Annotated in this window: 13 protein-coding genes; 6 read left to right on the top strand and 7 right to left on the bottom strand. The window is 44.1% G+C overall.

All coding sequences use genetic code 11. The features are described from left to right. Window positions 1–224 precede the first annotated feature (224 nt). The 3 genes from U4956_RS08535 to U4956_RS08525 all read right to left on the bottom strand — a co-directional run bounded on the left by U4956_RS08535 (window position 225) and on the right by U4956_RS08525 (window position 2,831). Window positions 225–395 carry a hypothetical protein gene (locus U4956_RS08535; RefSeq protein ID WP_323090171.1) on the bottom strand — a complete coding sequence of 57 codons (171 nt, stop codon included), beginning with the start codon at window positions 393–395 and terminating at the stop codon, window positions 225–227. A 158-nt stretch (window positions 396–553) separates the two neighbouring features. Continuing rightward, window positions 554–1,513 carry an Rpn family recombination-promoting nuclease/putative transposase gene (locus U4956_RS08530; RefSeq protein WP_323090170.1) on the bottom strand — a complete coding sequence of 320 codons (960 nt, stop codon included), beginning with the start codon at window positions 1,511–1,513 and terminating at the stop codon, window positions 554–556. Between the two features lie 79 nt (window positions 1,514–1,592). Further along, window positions 1,593–2,831 carry an ISAzo13 family transposase gene (locus U4956_RS08525; protein WP_323088158.1) on the bottom strand — a complete coding sequence of 413 codons (1,239 nt, stop codon included), beginning with the start codon at window positions 2,829–2,831 and terminating at the stop codon, window positions 1,593–1,595. A 206-nt stretch (window positions 2,832–3,037) separates the two neighbouring features. Between U4956_RS08525 and U4956_RS08520 the strand changes: the two genes are divergently transcribed. Next, the gene (locus U4956_RS08520) at window positions 3,038–3,931 is read left to right on the top strand and encodes a site-specific integrase (RefSeq protein ID WP_323090168.1); all 894 of its coding nucleotides are present in this window, start codon (window positions 3,038–3,040) and stop codon (window positions 3,929–3,931) included. Beyond that, entirely contained in the window at window positions 3,918–5,135 is a 1,218-nt protein-coding gene (locus U4956_RS08515) for an IS91 family transposase (protein WP_323090167.1), read from the top strand. The genes U4956_RS08520 and U4956_RS08515 overlap by 14 nt, the downstream gene beginning before the upstream one ends. Before the next feature lie 306 nt (window positions 5,136–5,441). Here U4956_RS08515 and U4956_RS08510 read toward each other — a convergent pair whose 3' ends face one another. Both U4956_RS08510 and U4956_RS08505 read right to left on the bottom strand, forming a co-directional pair. Then, on the bottom strand, window positions 5,442–5,729 hold the full coding sequence (locus U4956_RS08510; protein ID WP_323090166.1) for an RRXRR domain-containing protein: 288 nt from the start codon (window positions 5,727–5,729) through the stop codon (window positions 5,442–5,444). A 778-nt stretch (window positions 5,730–6,507) separates the two neighbouring features. Next, entirely contained in the window at window positions 6,508–8,994 is a 2,487-nt protein-coding gene (locus U4956_RS08505) for a glycogen/starch/alpha-glucan phosphorylase (RefSeq protein ID WP_323090165.1), read from the bottom strand. A 174-nt stretch (window positions 8,995–9,168) separates the two neighbouring features. On the opposite strand from U4956_RS08505, the gene U4956_RS08500 reads away from it, so the two are divergent. After that, a complete protein-coding gene (locus tag U4956_RS08500) occupies window positions 9,169–9,684 on the top strand; it encodes a hypothetical protein (protein ID WP_323090164.1) in 516 nt (171 codons plus the stop codon). A 363-nt stretch (window positions 9,685–10,047) separates the two neighbouring features. On the opposite strand, the gene U4956_RS08495 is transcribed toward U4956_RS08500, so the two are convergent. Beyond that, complete coding sequence (locus U4956_RS08495) at window positions 10,048–11,808, bottom strand: Na/Pi cotransporter family protein (RefSeq protein WP_323090163.1); 1,761 nt, start codon at window positions 11,806–11,808, stop codon at window positions 10,048–10,050. A gap of 857 nt (window positions 11,809–12,665) precedes the next feature. Between U4956_RS08495 and U4956_RS08490 the strand changes: the two genes are divergently transcribed. The 3 genes from U4956_RS08490 to U4956_RS08480 all read left to right on the top strand — a co-directional run bounded on the left by U4956_RS08490 (window position 12,666) and on the right by U4956_RS08480 (window position 13,805). Beyond that, complete coding sequence (locus U4956_RS08490) at window positions 12,666–12,953, top strand: hypothetical protein (RefSeq protein WP_323090161.1); 288 nt, start codon at window positions 12,666–12,668, stop codon at window positions 12,951–12,953. Between the two features lie 317 nt (window positions 12,954–13,270). Beyond that, window positions 13,271–13,618, top strand: a complete 348-nt coding sequence (locus U4956_RS08485) for a hypothetical protein (RefSeq protein ID WP_323090159.1) — start codon at window positions 13,271–13,273, stop codon at window positions 13,616–13,618. A gap of 1 nt (window position 13,619) precedes the next feature. Beyond that, window positions 13,620–13,805, top strand: a complete 186-nt coding sequence (locus tag U4956_RS08480) for a hypothetical protein (protein ID WP_323090156.1) — start codon at window positions 13,620–13,622, stop codon at window positions 13,803–13,805. A 350-nt stretch (window positions 13,806–14,155) separates the two neighbouring features. On the opposite strand, the gene malQ is transcribed toward U4956_RS08480, so the two are convergent. Next, a complete protein-coding gene (gene malQ, locus U4956_RS08475; RefSeq protein WP_323090155.1) occupies window positions 14,156–15,709 on the bottom strand; it encodes a 4-alpha-glucanotransferase in 1,554 nt (517 codons plus the stop codon). Between the last annotated feature and the right edge of the window lie 35 nt (window positions 15,710–15,744).

Below are 15,744 nucleotides of genomic sequence, written 5' to 3'. Positions count from 1 at the left end.
TATTTAGAAGGTCTTCTTTCTCAAAGCATCGACAAATCAAAGACAAACCAAAAGAAACGCAGATTGTAAACAAAAAGGCAACGCCTCCTGCCAACACCAAGAAGCCAAAAAAGGAAGGGATCCGACGATACCTTCCTGATTATTCAATTCAATTGCGTTTGGCTGGATCTGAATTGGCCTGATTATAAACGGCCGCTGGCTATGGCGTGATGATGCGAGTAGAGTTACTGATCCAGATCGGCTTCTTTGATCCATTTCTCAATTTTGTCAGCCCTGACGCAGACAATTCGAGAAATATTTTGGACAGGCATATCCATCTTGGCACAATGAAGCGCAATATCCTTTCTTTCTTCGGCTCTTCCTTCTGCTTTTACTTCACTTATGAATAGTTTCATAATTTTAGGCGTTCCTGATTTATTATCCTAACACTGAAATTTTTAGTCAGGATTTCCAGTAATCTCACTTAGGATCCTGAATGTTAACCTGATATTTCTCATCTGAGTCAAGCCATCAACATCTTTGATAAAATGGCTAGACTATGCATTCCTGGTTATTATTGCAGAACGTGGCTTTCCTTATCCAGACCGGCTTCTTTGATCCATTTCTCAATTTCGTCAACACTGACCCGGACAATTCGAGAAATATTTTGGACAGGCATATCCATCTTGGCACAATGAAGCGCAATGTCCTTTCTTTCTTCTGCTTTTCCTTCCGCTTTTACTTCGCTCATAAATAGTTTCATCGTCTTAGGTGCTCCTTCTCTGTTATTATTATAAGAAATTTTAAAGCCGGGATCTCCAGTAATCTCACTTAATAAAGCCCAAGTATCCTCTGGATGATCTAATTCTTGAATGCTAACCTGATAGTTCTCATTTTTTCTCGTCTGAATCAAGTAGTCAACAACAAATCTGAAATCACCTTTGAGGTTCTCAACGATTTCATCAGGCAGATAAGCAATCTCAAAGAGATTGAGTTTGCAATCATTAACATATGGCTCCATTTCCGGCGAAATCTTTAACGCTTCTTTTAAAGTACGTGGACCTCTCCAAGGCTGATCCACACCAAAATAAAGAACTAAAGTAATGACCGGATAAAATGGTTTGTCTTTGTTTTCATTGCGAAGCTGATCGTTGTATTCATTTCCTTCGTATCCAAAAACTCGTAATGGCATCCATTCATCAAATTTGGTCTGGTTTTCAAAACCAACGCTGAGAATTTGAATATCACCTTCATACCATCCCTTTACAACATCTCGTTCTTTTTCGCACAACATTCCTTTCTCTTCCGACCAATAGTCTTGACGTGGAAGCTTATCGATCAGATCCTCTGGTCGAATCCGCTGCTTTCCCTTCCACATTAAGCCATTAACGATATCCGCAAAGACATCCTTGTTATTGAACCAACACGTCATCCAAATGTGTACCCCATCCCCACCACCCTCCCCCATCCCCCCCGCCCCTCGGGTGGTGGGGATAGGGGAGGGTGCTAGGGATGGTTCTTTTCTTTCAAGCATATTCAGCTTTATCCATATGGTTCTTTATCATCTTGTACGATATCATTATCTTAGGAACTGCGTAAAAATAAATCCCAATTTATTCAGACTTAAGCCCCTTGATTATATAATTCCAATGTGCTTCATTCCCGAAATGTGTGATGTCGATTTTGGACATTTCCTCATCCGATACCTTTTTGCCAATTGGATATTCGTGATCGTCTACAACGCATTTAACCTTCAGTCCGGTTTTTGTCGTTGTTGAGCTGATAAGCTCAACTACTGTCTCGATATCATAAAGCGGTTTGCCCTCCCAGTTTCGGGTGATATAACAAAACAGCCGATGTTCGACCTTGTTCCACTTGCTTGTTCCAGGAGGAAAATGGCTGACCCAGATCTCCAGTCCTGTTTCTTCAGCGAGTTTAGCCAGATCTTCTTTCCATAAACGGCATCTGCTTCCGTTGCTTCCTCCACCATCACAGTTGATGTATAGGCGCTTTGCATTTGGAAAGGTCGGTTTTCCGACAGTATTCCACCATCTGCGGATACTTTCTATGGCAAAATCACTCGTATCGTGATCTGTTCCCAGATTTACAAACCCTGTATTGTTATTGAGAAGATAGACCCCATAAGGATTGACCTTTCCAAGTTCTTTATCCAGAAAGTCATGGTCCAAAACAAGTCTGGGATCATGAGCCGGCCGGTATTCCGTACCGTTATTTTTAAAATTGCCAAGGTTCTCTTTCTTCTTTGTATCTACGGAGATGACTGGGTCCCCCGCGTCAAGGAATTCTTTGACGGTCGCGTTAATCGTCTGAAACTGTTCATCACGGTTTGGATGCGGTTTGCCTGCCTGAAGCATCTTCTTGTTGTTCTGACGGCTATATCCTTCTTTTTCAAGGAGAATGCCAACTTCAGAAGGGGAGACAGAAATCTGATATTCTTCCATGAATTTTTCGGAAATTTTGGATTCAGAAAGAGTGGTCCATGACAATGGATTCATCGGATTGCCATAGGTATGGTCGTCAATGATCATATGAAGGTCATCCAAAATCTCTGGGTGATGGTCTATGACTGTTTTACGGCCTGATCCCTTGAGCCTTTGGCGTCCCTGCTCTGGAGTTGGAACCTCCCCATGAAGTTCTTTTCTGCCCCGCTCAATCGTTTTAGGGTCAGTATGGGTAACGGTCTGGACATAGTGCTGAGTTCCGTATCCACACTTTTCGCAGATCCAGGCAAGAGCTTTTCGATTTGTTGGTTCATCAAAGCTGTCCTGCATGGCATTGTAGAATTCAAGGTAGTAATTAACTTCATCACTGGGTTCGTAGGCTTTCTTCATTATCCATACCTCCAAAGGAAAACGAGTTCTTCGGTTAAAGTATAGAACGAATGGAAGCTAAAATCAGAAACACAGTTTTGTCTCAGTGGATTCGGTCGGACTGAGAAAATCAATTATGGGAATTATGTGTAGCATTAAATATGGAATTACTTTTACGAAGTTCCTTATTGCTCTCTACCTGACTTATTCGAAAAGGAACTCTCACCATGACTCATTCTGAAGCTCTCGCTCTCTTTGACCAGATGACTGAATTTCGCAACCTTCAAAAAGGCACTCGCTCTGCTTACCATGCCTGGATCGTCCGCTTTCTCAATCACGCTTCTCCCTCTGACGTCTGCCTCCTCACTCCCTTTGCCGCCAGAGACTACCTCATATGGCTTAAGAAAAACTCCTCCTACGCTCCTTCAACTATTGATGGCGCTGTCTTCGCTATCCGATTCTTCTATGAATCTGTCCTTGGACTCAGTATCCCTTCTAAGCTCATGCCTAAAGCTCTTCACCGCAATCCCGCCCCCACTCCCGGATTCACTCACTCCCAGATCAACATCCTTATTGACTCCTGTACAAATCCTCTTTTAAAAGCCGCTATCCTTCTCGGTTATGACTGCGGCCTGCGGGTTTCTGAAGTTGTTTCTCTTCGTTTCAGTGATTTCAATAAAAAGGACGCTTTGATTACCATTCACAATTCAAAGCGCAACAAGACCCGCAGTGTCCATTACTCCAAAATGACTCAGGAGGCTCTTAACGACTACTATAAGTACGCCTTTTACAACCATCCTGTTACTCCTAAGCCTGACGAATTCGTCTTCCAAGGAAAAAAGCCTGGACGTCATCTCAGCTCCGATTCCCTGTCTCAGAGTTTTAAGAAATACATCCAGGCTTTCGACTTCTATCTTCCCAGTCACAGGTTCCACAGTCTGCGTGTTTCTTTCGCCACCCACATGGCCAAAGATAACTGCAGTCTCTTCGCTTTAAAAGAAGCCATGGGGCATTCCTCTATCGCTTCAACAGCCAGATACATCCGCTTAGATGAAAAAGATCTGGCTGACTTTGGCTCTCCCTGTGAGAGCTGGAAAGGAAAAAATAATGGCAGAAAATAATACTACCTTCTTTTTCAGAGAGATCATATCTGACCAGATCGAAAATGGCAACCTGGTCCTCGATCAACTGAGCTATAAGAACGCCAAGGTCCTTAAAGATATTCGCGAATGTCATACCGAGCAGAAAGGAATTGCCATGTCCTTCTGCCCTCACTGCGGTCATACCGAATACCACAACGGCTCCTGTCACAACGCCTGCTGTCCCTGCTGCGGCACTGCTGCTCGTCTTAAATGGACTCAAAAGCAGCAGGAATACGTGTTAGATGCCGAGTATTTTCATATTGTGTTTACCATTCCTTCTGAACTCAACATACTTTGTCTGTATGACCCTGAATTCATGTACAATTGCCTGTTTGACAGTGTCGGGCAGACTCTTCTTGATTTTTCCGCCAACCCAAAGTACCTTGGCGGAATGCCTGGCTTTTACTGTGCTCTTCATACCTGGGGACAAAAACTTGATCTTCATCCCCACATCCATGTCGTCTTCTGTGCCGGTGCTCTGTCTGACTCAGGAGAGTGGGTGACCCCAAAGAAAACAACCAGAGATGGCAAGACATTCCTGTTCCCTGTCAAAGAACTCGCTGCTCACTTCAAAAACGAATTCATGTCACGGCTCAAAGAACACTTCTCATCGGACGATACCTTTGATAAAAGTAAACTCAATGAGGCCATTCAAGAATCTGATAAAAAGCAATGGAACGTCGAAATCCGTGAATCTACCGGCGATCCATCACACGTCATTGATTACCTTGGACGTTATGTCAACAGAGTAGCGATTACTGAGAGCCGGATCGTATCCTACGAAAACGGGATCGTGAAATTCAAATATAAAGACTATCGAGACAACAATGAGATTAAAACGATGGAACTTACGGGCCAGGAATTTCTGCGTCGGTTTATGATGCATATTCCTCCTCGCTACTTCAACACAAAACGCGGCTATGGTTTCTTAAGCAGCGGCCGCAAAGGTTCTTTGATTCCCAAACTAAAGGAATTGATCAAAGAATCTAAACGTCAGAGTGATAAAGTGATCACTATTACCGATGTAAATCCACCGAAAGAAAATCCTCTGATCCATTTCCTTAGTAAGGTATTTCCCAAGCAGTCAATTGGACGTTGTAAAAAATGCGGTTCAGAAATGGAATATGTCAGTTCCTGGGAATGTTTAAGGCTGTTTGGGGTTCCAAGAACCGTTTTTACATAACTATAACAAGCACATTTTTATAAACACAATCTTGGGGGAAAGGGGGTAGTATGCCTTGATTTTCTAAAACTGGCATCTTCTCTACACTCCTTATAGAAATTAGTACCCCATATAAGATTATTTTAAAAATATATTACGAAAGTCCTGATTTCAAAATATTCCTTTGGTTGATTCGATCGAGGGGGTATGGCCGCAGATCAGGGCTTTTGCGTGTTGGTTCAATAGAAAACTGGGCCTCGCAAGCTCGGCCCAGTTTTCTATTTTATTTTCGAATCTTTTTTCCAAAATATCTTTTTGCCCCATAATTCAATTTCCTTCCTTAATTTGCTGCATATAAATGAAAATGGTCTGATCTCCAATTGATGTACTTATTTTCGTTCTTGCAGTCTGTCCAATAGATCCAGCATCTACACCTGATGTGATCTTTTGAATCATATGTATGTCAGGTGTGTATAAAAGCTGTACCGAAAATGGAGTCCTCTTTGTGATTTTGGCTTTCTTTGTTTTTAACAGTCTGCCAATCTTTGGGTACCGTTTTGTCGGCCTCAATGAATTGCCATAAATGTCTAGCCCATCAGTCAATGCTTCTGGCATCGCTGATCCCTCCTTTCAGTAAATAAATCTGCCCGAAGGCTGTAAGGTATGCTGTGCGCTCCTATTCCCTCAAACAGACGGCTAAAAGAGAATCATAGAACTTAAGACTAGAACGACATCTTAAGGTGTGATGACGTAAACAACATAGCAGTATTGTCCGAAGACAGTATTCCTCCAGGCTGCTCGCAGACGATAGCTGAAACTGTCCTGCCATGCGATAAGGATATGTTTCGCTCCCCATGACTTGCCATGGAGTCTGTAAATTTTCGTGAGCCGATGAATTTTTCTTCTTCCAAACCTTACGTCTCCATATACGGGGTTTTGAGGAGGGTGTTTCATCAGGTGAGAACTTTTTTGTATTTTTCTCTGAACGCTTCTTCTATGAAACACCTTTTATGCTTTTGATAAAGATGTTTTACCAGATTCAAAAAGCAAAAAAAAATATCAGTCGAATTATTTTCGGATATGAAAAAAAAGACCGAACGGCGAGATCATTCGGTCTTTCAAACAGGTTTATATTTCGGGAGTCAGGACTTGAGGTTCAGATTCAAGAATCTGGAGCATTTGCTGGATACTCAGACTTTGAAGGTGTCTTTCAATGCCCTGATCGAAATGGATTCGGGAAATTCAAAGGAATTGGTTTAGGTTGATTTTCGGATTGGGTTTCATTCTGGATCGGAGGCTGACTTGCTGGATCAGCTGCCGATTGTCTATTGGTTATTCTCGCATGGTAATTCTGATTGTGATTCTTTCGAAACGACGATTTTATATCCGTCGATTATTTCGATTTCTTTTTGAGGGTCATTTTCGAAGCGGCTTTAGCCAGTTTCTTTGGAGCAGAATTGGCTTCAGTCACTTTATGATCCCAGGCTTTTTCCTGAGCAGCAGCCTCTTTTACAGGCACTTCTTCTTTTGGGCAAGCGGCCTTCGCTGGAGTATCCGCTTCTAATTCAGTGGCAGACTGTAAAGGTTTATCTACGTTTTCGAAGCCTTTGAGATCTTTCAGTTTCCAGATATCGTTGTTGTACTGGGCAATTGTGCGGTCGGAAGAGAAGTAACCAGCCATCGCAATGTTGGTCAGAGCCATTTTTGCCCAGTTTGCCTGGTCTGCGTAGGCAGCATAGGCTTTCTTGCGCTCATCCATGTAGGAATCCAGGTCAAGCAGAGCCATGAACCAGTCTTTCGTTGTGATGTCGTGGTGCAGACGGTTGAGGCACTCTGGATCGCCATATGTCATCATTTCTTCGCCGACCAGGTAGTCAACGATCTTGTTGAGTTTTGGATCGGCTTCGAGGATGGACTGTGGGTGGTAATCCGCATGTTCATAGTGGCTGATGACGGTATCGGAATCTGTACCGAAAATGAAGATGTTGTCATCCCCAACGAGCTGGTGGATTTCAACGTTTGCTCCATCGTCTGTACCTAAAGTCACAGCACCGTTGAGCATGAACTTCATGTTGGATGTTCCGGATGCTTCTTTGGAAGCCAGAGAGATCTGTTCGGAGATATCAGCAGCTGGAATCAGTTTTTCAGCGCAGGTTACGTCGTAGTTTTCAACCATGATCACCTGCATGTACTGGGAAGCAACTGGATCGTTATCTACGATCTGAGCAAAGACAAGGATTGCATGAATGATATCTTTCGCCAGGATATAAGCAGGAGCCGCTTTGGCACCGAAAATAATGGTGACTTTCTGTTCTGGTTTATATCCATTTTTGATTTCCTGGTACAGATTGATAGCGCAAAGCAGGTTCATCTGCTGGCGTTTGTACTCATGCAGACGTTTAACCTGAATATCAAAGATGGAATTGACATCCAGATCTACGTTCTGGCGGTTCTTTAAGAAAACAGCCAGTTCCTGTTTTTTCACGTTCTTGATAGCCATCAGTTCTTTTAAAGCTTCTGGATCTTTGGTGAATGGGAGCAGTTTGCTTAATTCATCCGCATTGCTCAAAAAGCCGTCTCCGATTTTTGAGATGATCCAGTCTGTCAGCTGCGGGTTGCAGGCCTGCAGCCAGCGGCGGAAGGTAACACCGTTGGTTTTGTTGTTGAACTTTTCTGGGTAGAGTTCATAGAAGTCATGAAGCTCGGTGTTTTTGAGGATATCAGTATGGATCTTTGCTACACCATTTGTGGATTTGGAGTAGTGGATATCCATGCTTGCCATATGGACAAGGTTGTTGTCGTCGATAATGAATGTTTTTGGATTTTCAGAACGTTTCTTCGCCTGCAGATCCAGATACTTGATGATTGGCAGCAGATCTGGATTGACTTCCTGTAAGAAGCTCATTGGCCATTTTTCCAGGGCTTCGGCAAGAATTGTGTGGTTGGTATACGCGCAAGTCTTTTCCACCTGAGCAATGGCTTCATCCATTGTTAAACCGTTCTGGATTAACAGACGGATCAGTTCAGGGATAACCATGGATGGGTGGGTATCGTTGATCTGAATGACAACGTGGTCACTGAGGTTTTTCAGATCCCAGCCATTTGCTTTTACATCTTCCAGAATCATCTGGGCGCCAGCGGATACGAGGAAGTACTGCTGGTAAACACGTAACAGACGACCTTTATCATCGCTGTCATCTGGATACAGGAACAGAGTCAGGTTTTCAGCAATGTCCGTTTTATCGAAGGAGATGCCTTCTTTGACAATTGCTTCATTGACAGAATCCAGATCGAACAGAAGCAGTTTGTTTTTCTTTTTGGTGTAGCCGACTACATCGATGGAATACAGGTGGGCAGGCAGAGTGAAGTCTTTGAATGTGACTGGATAGTATTTGCCAGTGTCCGTCAGCCAGCTGTTATCTGTAATCCATGGGTCTGGCAGTTCGTGCTGTTTGTAATCTGTGAACTGCTGATGGAACAGGCCTAAATGGTAGTTCAATCCTACGCCATCTCCTGGCAGTTCCAAAGTTGCGATCGAATCCAAAAAGCAAGCCGCCAGACGGCCCAGGCCACCATTTCCTAAGGATGGTTCTGGTTCGTATTCTTCGACTTCAGCCAGTGAGATGCCATTTTCTTCGAGAACGGTTCTGACATCCTTATACAGGCCTAAATTGATCAGGTTGTTGGAAAGCAGTTTACCAATCAGGAATTCAGCAGAAATGTAATAGAGTTTACGATCACCCTGGATCGTCGGAACGTCTTTGAGCAAGTCTTTCGTGAGGTCGAGCAGAATATAATAAATTTCACGGGTGCTGCAGTCTTTTAATGGCTTTCCATAATAATGGGAAGCGATGTCCTGCAGAGTTTTGTTCATGTCCATAAGAGATCCTCCTGTATAGAACCTTACCGAAGCCCTTCGCCAAAATCTAATCATGTGAACGCAATATTTAATCTCCAGGGCACTTCAGAGGCTAAAATTTGCATTTTTCAGATTCACACTCATATCATCTATTTGATATGATAAAAAATAACGTGATCACGAGGAGCACACCATATGGCCTTTTATTCGTTATGGATTTTAGGGATTCTGATACTCGCACTGAGTATTGTCTTCCTCTATAAACAAGCGGTTTCACTTAAACAAAGCTTCGACTATCAGCGAAACTTCATGAAACTGCATCCCGGTACTGTGAAAGCCACCTTTGATCAGGGTTGGCTGTTTCTTGATATCGTCCTGGCATTTTTCGTTCTGTCGTTTGGCAGCCAGTCGTTAACGATGGCTGGAGAAAACGGATTCTCGCCAGAGACCCTCTGTTTTATCGGGATCGCTGTTTTTTTGGGGGCTAAAGCAGTTCAGCGCTGGAATGACGGCCGGCTTCTGTTTTATAAACAGGGGCTGGTTTACCATACTGACGACATCCCCTATTCTACTATCCGCTCGCTGGAAAAGTATGGCGGCAGTCAGTATGAAATCTCTGCTAAGAAAGGGAAATTCATGATTTCCCGTCGTGAGAAAGAAGAGATTGAGCGCTGTCTTCAAAAGTGGAAGCAGGCTAAGCGAAGCCGATAAACCAACCGATCAATCAACGGACCTGGCGGTCCGTTTTTTGCTTGTTAGAATATTCACGAGCTTAGTCCTGATCCAGCTTTCTGGTTGTTAAGGGCATATAGGCCTCGAACGGGGTGGTTCAATACCACCTTTGTTATATACCTCAACATTTTGAAATGCAACGGTTTGTGCATCTGTTCCGTTTAATTACGCTTTGTTGCACGTTGTTGCACGATCTGGAATCGTTCGTATTCGCTTACATATTCCCAATTTAAGCGTTTTACGTTTACTTGACACTGTGTGAGAAGGGTGTAATCGATTTCATCCGCTTTTCAATACAAAAGGCCAGCCTCCCCATGCAGGAAGCTGACCTGTAATTGATTACTAAATCGAATACTTTGTTTCGTAATGCTGGAGCATTTTTGCATAATCCGGCTGCATCTCGGTGGTGTACTGACGAAGATACCGGTGGATCGAGAAATCCTTTTCCGCTTCTTTGACAATATCCAGAGCAATCGCAGCGCAATGATCAACAATCCGCTGATAGCAGGAAATAATATCCGCCTGTACAAATCCAAGTTCCATGGAGCAGGTACCGGCTTTTAAACGGGCCATATGGCGTTTTTTAATCTGGCTGGCAGACAGCGAAACAAGCTGGGAAAGCGCGAAGACTCGCTTGATTTCCGTTGTATCGTTGTTCATGAAGGAATTGACAGTTACTGTGACTGCTTCTTCTGCTGCCGCTGCAATGACGTTGAGCTCATCCAGGGCTTCCAGCGAGAATTTCTCTTTCTTTTCCTTCATGGCTTTTGTCTGATCAGCAATCGTTAAGGAATAGTCACCGATCGCCTCAAAGTCGGCAATGGCCTGTAAAGACTTCGAGATATTCTGCGATTCACGATACGTAACACCAGCAGCTGTTAATTTCACCAGGTATTTTCCCAGTTTCTCTTCATATTTATTCAGCGACTGTTCCAGATCGCAGATCTTTCGGTAGCCTTCATTGGAAAAATCATTGATCAGATTGACTGAACGGATCACTGCCTTCCTGGCTTTTCTACCCATGCCATCCATAACATCCATGGCAGCCGAGTAAGCAAGGTCCGGGTTGGCCAGCAGACGGGATTCGAGTTTGTCGAAATCGTCGAGGTCTTCTTCCTCTTCCGGCTTGGATGGTACAAGCACGAAGGTAAGTTTCTTGATGGCTTTGGTAAATGGAAGCATCAAAGTCATCGTAACCGCACGGAAAATCGTGTTTACGGCCGCAATGCTGAATGGATCCATAATCATCCGGTTAAACGAGAAGACATGAGTCATTTCCAGCGGATAGAACAATGCGCAGCCAAGAACGGCTGAAATAATTGATGCCAGTAAATAAACAAGTGCCGTTCGCACACCATCTTTATTGGCCCCAATTGCAGCAAGCATAACCGGGAACGAAGCACCGATTCCAATCCCCATAATTAATGGAAAAGAGGATTCGAAAGTCAGAGCGCCAGTTACTGACAAAGACTGAACAACGCCCACTGCCGCTGAGGAAGACTGTAAAACGCCTGCGGCCAGAATACCAAAGAGCAGTGAAATCAATGGATTGCTTAAGGTTTGCATCATGGAGATGAACTGTGGATTTTCCTTAAGCGGAGCAACCGAACCGGACATCATGCTCATGCCCGTCATTAAAACCGCAAAACCCAGCAGGATATTGCCAAACGCTTTAATCGAATCGCGCTTGCCAAACATATGCATGCACATGCCAATGACGGCCATGACAGCTGTTATCGTTGACGATGAAAAGTAGGAAGCCCAGCCTGCACCATCCAAAAAGGACATGCAGACGATCCATCCCGTAATACTTGTACCGATATTGGCGCCAAGAATGACACCAATCGCCTGGGTGACTTTCATCATACCGGAGTTGACGAAGCCGACAACCATAACCGTTGTCGCTGAGGAAGACTGAATAACACAGGTTACAGCAGCTCCCAGCAAAAAGCCTTTCCAGGGTGAATTGGTCAGCCGGTACAGGATCATTTCCATCTTGTTACCCGCTACTTTCTTCAGACCATCTGACATCGATCCCATTCCAAAAATGAAAAGCGCTACCCCTGTCAGAAGGCTGAGGACCATAGAAACAGTTGAATTCATTTTCCTCTCCTGACTCTTTCAGAGTCTAAAAACTGATTACTCCTATTTTTTCATCTTCTTTACAATTGAACAAGACTGTTTCCTGTGACTTTTCAAAGAATCTGAGGCCATTTACACGGGCTTTATCGGAATTTTACATAATTTACTCTTCTGTAAACGATTGATTTTCATACTGTAAAGTTTGAATTTAACCGATTTTACGCCCTGCTTTTCCCTGATATTTGTCTTTCGTACCGATTGCAGCAAGTATCCAATTTTTGCCTTTTGGCAATTCAAAATCCGAAATCTTCTTCATTTTCGAACAAATCCCGTAATTTCGCTGTATATGGTTTGATTGCAATTCAGGCTTTTTCGGTGTTTCCAGCTTGTTTCAGCTTTCCGATCCATCTTGCAGGTCCATATCAATCTTTTCCAGCCTATCCATCCCCCAACAGCCAGCGAGCCGATGTTCGAATTCAATCCTTTCAAAATCGCTCAGACCGGCTTTATTAAGCGCTCTACGCCAATCATTTCTTCTTTTCTGTGACTTTGCCAATTCGATCCCATTTCTCACATAACCGGAAAACTCCAAAATGTAGAGGACCATTTTCTTCGATTTTTGGAAGAGTTTTAAACACTTCCTAAAAAGCCACGTATATCAAGATGAACATTCACCTTAACTCCATTGCCTGCCCCTTCTAAAGACCGCTTGGATCAAATGCTTTTTTCACCCAGCAAAAAAATGACCACAAGTGAGTCCGCATTTCTCCATTCTGGATGATCTTTGGATCATACAGTCCAAGGAGTATGCAGCAGGAAAAACTGGCAAAAGAAGTTGTGAGCGTTCCGATCACTTATAATTGTAAGGATAAGAAGGAATGGACGAACAAAAGCATCCGACATCCATTGCAGGCAAACTGCAAAGCACTGAAGAAAAAGCCAGCTACGACGCGGCCTGTAAACGGCTGTTGTCAGAGAAGGTAATTCTTGCTCGTATTATGAAATCTTACTTGAAAGAGTACCAGGACTATTCTGTGGATGAGATTGCCAATCGATATATCGAAGGCACGCCTGAGGTAGCAGTGATTCCGGTCAATCCAGACCAGACAAATCCTGTCATCACAGGCATGGATACAGCGGATAAATCCGTCAATGAGGGGAGGTAACTTACGATATTCTGTATCGGGCACTGGTCCCTCATACAAACGAGCGGATTGGCCTGATCATCAACATTGAGGCGCAGAAAAACTACTATCCAGGCTATCCAATCGTAAAGCGAGGAATTTATTATGGTGCAAGATTACTGTCTGCACAAAATGAGCGCGATTTCACTGATTCCCAGTATGGAAAAATCAAGAAAGTCTACTCCATCTGGATCTGTACCAATCCGCCAGTAAAGAAAAGAAACACCGTCACCGCGTATGAGATTCAACCACGTCCAATCGTCGGTCACACCATTGAGCCTGTCCGTCACTACGACTTAATGTCTGTAATCATCGTCTGTCTTGGCGGGCCTGGACCAGAAAACTACAATGGTACGCAGAGAATGCTGGATATTCTGCTCTCTGATCTCAAAAGCGCGGCTGAAAAAGCAGAAACGCTTCAAAATGACTATGGAATTCAGATGACACAATCGATGAAAAAGGAGGCAGCCCAAATGTGTAATTTAAGCGAAGCAATCGAAGAAAGAGGGATCCAGAAAGAATCATTACGTTCGATTCATGCCCTCATGAAAAACGCCCATCTCTCCAGCAAGGAGGCCATGGACCTGCTGGAAATTCCTGAAAGTGATCGATCCAGATATCTGGCGCTGCTCAAGCAGCCACAGTAAAATGTGTAATTTAAGCGAAACAATCGAAGAAAGAGGAATCCATAAGGGGATTCAGGAAGAATCGTTACGTTCGATTCATGCGGTCATGAAAAATGCCCATCTCTCCAGCAAGGAGGCCATCGACCTGCTGGAAATTCCTGAAAGTGACTGGTTAAAATATCTGGAATTACTCCAGCAGTCTCAGTAATCCCCCTGGCAATCCACCAGACATCACTCCCTCATAGAGTTTAATAAACCATTCAAGAAGGCGAACGTCGTAAAATTGGCGTTCACCTTCTATTTTTTGATGGTCCTATGCTCCAGATGTTGTATGTGGTCCTACCGCCATCCGGCCGCATTTCCCACATAACCGTAAAGCACTAACAGGTGTGGAGGATCAGATTGCGCAATTGTGAAAAACCGAAAAAGACAGGATATTTCTGCAATGAGCAGATATCCTGTCTTGGTAAGAGGTATAGGAAGGATAAATTACAGATCAGGAAATTGGCAAAGTCCTGATCTGTTTTGGACAGATTCTAAAATCTAAAAAACTCTGAATTAGTCCGCTGCAGTCATTACTTCTTCGACAAGTTCTTTGTCTTCAGTGCCTTTTTCAGGCTTTTTTACAACAGGTCCACGGCCATACAGGTCGGTTACCCAGCGTAAAGTCCCCTCAATATTGTCATCGAGCTGCCCCTGTTTTAAGCGCCAAGTCCAGTTGCCGCCCAGACGTCCTGGCGTGTTCATTCGGGAAGAAGAATCCAGATTGAGCAGATCCTGAGCCTGAACGAGAGTCGTATCGGCAGGAGAAGCGATCACAGTGCGCATCATTTCCCAGTTGTATTCATCTGGGTTGTAGGCATCCATGTAATCGCAGGCGTATTTCTTATCTTCCGGCGAAATATTCTCGAACCAGCCGCGGATTGTGTCATTGTCGTGAGTTCCGGCATAAGCAACACTGTTCTTTGGATAATTATATGGAAGATACTCTGCCCCAGATCCATCACGGGAGTCAAATGCAAATTCAAGAACTTTCATGCCCGGATAGCCTGTGTCAGCAAGCAGTTTCTTAACAGATGGAGTCAGATAGCCAAGGTCTTCGGCAATAATGGTCTTTTTCCCCAGTTTCTTTTCAACCGCATTGAACAGATCCATGCCTGGTCCTTCAAGCCATTCACCCTTTTTCGCAGTTGTAGCACCAGCCGGGATGGCATAGAAGGAATCAAATCCACGGAAATGGTCGATTCGCAGGATATCGTAAACTTCTGTCGTATGCGCAATCCGACGGATCCACCAGTCATAGCCGGTTTTCTTGTGGTATTTCCAGTCGTAAATCGGATTGCCCCATAACTGACCGTCAGCAGAGAAGCCATCAGGCGGGCAGCCAGCCACTAAAGATGGTTTGCCATCTTCATCGAAGATGAACAGTTCCGGGTTACTCCAGGCATCCACGGAGTCCTGGGCAACGTAGATTGGTAAGTCACCGATGATCTGAACACCGTTTTCAGAAGCGTATTTACGAACCGCTCTCCACTGTTTGTAAAAGAGATACTGGAGGACTTTGTAATAGTCCATGCGATCCTTGAACTCCTCTTTCCAGGCTTCCGCTTTTGTGGCGTCGTATTTCCGGTATTTTGGATCCCATTCGAGCCATGGCTTGCCTTCGTGCTTGTCTTTTAAAGACATGAACAGAGCGTAGTCATCGATCCAGTCTTTTTCATCTTCGAGAAACTGCGCATAGTCTTCTGGCGGGTTAGCCAGGAAACGTTCAACCGCTTTGTCGAGAACTTTATAACGCTGGTTGTACATGAGGCCAAAGTCAACGCAGTCCTCTTCTTCATACCATTGCAGGTCTTTGAATTCTTCCGGTTTGAGCAGTCCGTCTTTTTCAAGCAGATCCAGATCGATCAGATATGGGTTACCCGCAAAAGTGGAGTAGGACTGATACGGAGAGTCACCGTAGCTGGTTGGTCCTAAAGGCAGAACCTGCCATAACTGCTGGTGAGAGCGTTTGAGGAAATCAATAAAATTGAAAGCTTCCTGACCAAGAGTACCGATCCCGTACTTGGAAGGGAGGCTGGTGATGTGCAAAAGCACGCCATTTTTTCTCATATACGTATCCTTTCTTTCTAATCGACAGAAAGCTT

It is taken from the genome of Allobaculum sp. JKK-2023 (assembly GCF_034745455.1).
Classification (GTDB): Bacteria; Bacillota_I; Bacilli_A; order Erysipelotrichales; family Erysipelotrichaceae; genus Allobaculum.
The sequence above is the reverse complement of the archived record's forward strand: the minus strand, read 5'-3'. Positions and strand labels throughout refer to the sequence as shown.